Source organism: Roseateles sp. T103, from assembly GCF_057219915.1.
The window spans coordinates 1-1,234 of the sequence record NZ_JBXVVS010000013.1 but is presented as its reverse complement, the minus strand read 5'-3'; the positions used below and the strand labels follow the sequence as shown (position 1 = coordinate 1,234).

Sequence of the window (1,234 nt, the reverse complement as noted above, 5' to 3'; positions counted from 1 at the left end):
TGAATCGCCCCGGGTTCAGTAGACACCTTCGAGCCTCAAACTGAGGCCCAATCGGAGGTGCCATGCAGAGCAAGCAACCCTACCCAGAAGAATTCAAGATCGAGGCGGTCAAGCAGATCACGGAGCGGGGCCACCGGGTGGCCGACGTGTCGGCGCGGATCGGTGTCAGCCAGCACAGCCTGTACAAGTGGATCAAGGCGTACTCGGCGCCGGCAGCTGAGCGGCAAGCCCAGGTCTCGCAGGCCGAGGAACTGCGGCGGTTGAAGGCCGAACTGCGGCGCGTAACCGAGGAGCGCGACATCCTAAAAAAGGCCGCCGCGTACTTTGCCAAGCAGTCCGGGTGAGGTACGCGTTCATCAAGGCGCACGAGGCCCAGCACAGCGTGCGCCGCATGTGCAAGGTCATGCAGGTGCACCCCAGCGGCTACTACGCGTGGAAGGTCGAGCCACAGAGCCTGCGGGCCAAGGACGACCAGCGCTTGAGTGGTCTGCTCAAGCAGGCTTGGCTGGAGAGCGGCGGCGTGTACGGCTATCGCAAGCTGACGCTGGACATGCGCGACCTGGGCGAGCGCTGCGGCAAGCACCGCGTGGCACGGCTGCTCAAGCTCGAAGGACTGCGCTCGCAGACGGGCTACCGGCGCCGTCCTGGCGTGCGTGGCGGCAAGCCTGCTGTAGTGGCGCCCAACTACTTGCAGCGCCAGTTCACGGTGGCCGAGCCCAACCAGTCCTGGGTGACCGACATCACCTACATCCGCACGCACGAGGGCTGGCTGTACTTGGCGGTCGTGGTCGACCTGTTCTCGCGTCAGGTGGTGGGCTGGTCGATGGGCAGTCGCATCGACACCAGCTTGGTGTTGGATGCACTGCTGATGGCGTTATGGCGCCGCCAGCCCAAGGAGGCAGTCACGGTGCACTCCGACCAGGGCTGCCAGTTCACTGGCCATGAGTGGCAGACCTTCCTGCGCCACCACAACCTGGTCAGCAGCATGAGCCGGCGCGGCAATTGCCACGACAACGCCGTGGCCGAGAGCTTCTTCCAACTGCTCAAGCGCGAGCGCATCCGTCGGCAGGTCTACGCCACGCGCAATGACGCCCGCGCTGACGTCTTCAACTACATCGAGATGTTCTACAACCCCAAGCGGCGCCACGGCACTGCCGGCGACACTTCGCCGGTAGAGTTCGAACGACGCCATTCCCACCGGCTCACGGGTGTCTAGGAAACCCGGGGCGATTCA

At 64.7% G+C, this 1,234-nt stretch carries 1 protein-coding gene; it reads left to right on the top strand.

Features of this window, described 5'->3' with window-relative positions:
• The first annotated feature begins 62 nt into the window (after positions 1 to 62).
• A protein-coding gene (locus AC2EBS_RS18265; RefSeq protein ID WP_484729878.1) for an IS3 family transposase occupies positions 63 to 1,216 on the top strand; the annotation gives its coding sequence in 2 pieces (ribosomal slippage) (positions 63 to 303 and positions 303 to 1,216; 1,155 coding nt in all).
• The last annotated feature ends 18 nt before the right edge of the window (positions 1,217 to 1,234 follow it).